Source organism: Staphylococcus sp. EG-SA-2 (assembly GCF_017152085.1).
This window is the reverse complement of sequence record NZ_JACYHC010001242.1, coordinates 1-629: the sequence shown is the minus strand read 5'-3', so window position 1 is coordinate 629 and position 629 is coordinate 1. Positions and strand designations below refer to the sequence as shown.

The window sequence follows — 629 nt, the reverse complement described above, 5'->3', positions numbered from 1 at the left end:
TTTTTATGATTGGTGCAACAGTTGAAAATGATAATGCCAAATTATGCTATATCTATAAATTCAGAGCGCGATTTGCAGTACTTGCCCATCTTTTAACACAGCGGGAAGGCTTACCAGCTAAACAAGAGGTCATTGAAAATTACCAAAAAAATCAAATGTATTTAGATGATTATTCATGTTGTGAAGTGTCATGCACATGTTAGAAGTGAAATATGATATGAGAACTGGGCATTATACGCCCATACCTCATGAACCTCATTATTTGGTTATTAGCCATGCGGATAAACTTACCGCAACAGAAAAAGCGAAATTAAGATTATTAATCATAAAACAGAAATTAGATATTTCATTGGCAGAAAGTGTAGTTTCTTCGCCTATAGCGAGTGAACATGTGATAGAACAATTGACACTATTTCAACATGAGCGACGACATTTAAGACCTAAAATAAGTGCGACATTTTTAGCCTGGTTGTTGATATTTTTAATGTTTGCATTGCCAATTGGTATCGCTTATCAATTTTCAGATTGGTTTCAAAATCAGTATGTATCAGCATGGATAGAATATTTAACTCAAACAACATTGCTCAATCACGATATATTACAGCATATATTATTTGGTGATTATGGTG

2 pseudogenes are annotated in these 629 nt (G+C 33.4%); both read left to right on the top strand.

Annotated features, from left to right (window positions below):
* Window positions 1–203 (top strand): annotated as a pseudogene (locus tag IDG60_RS20225) (NAD(P)/FAD-dependent oxidoreductase); the annotation flags it as partial.
* Window positions 197–629 (top strand): annotated as a pseudogene (locus IDG60_RS20220) (nucleoside recognition domain-containing protein); the annotation flags it as partial. The pseudogenes IDG60_RS20225 and IDG60_RS20220, both read left to right, overlap by 7 nt.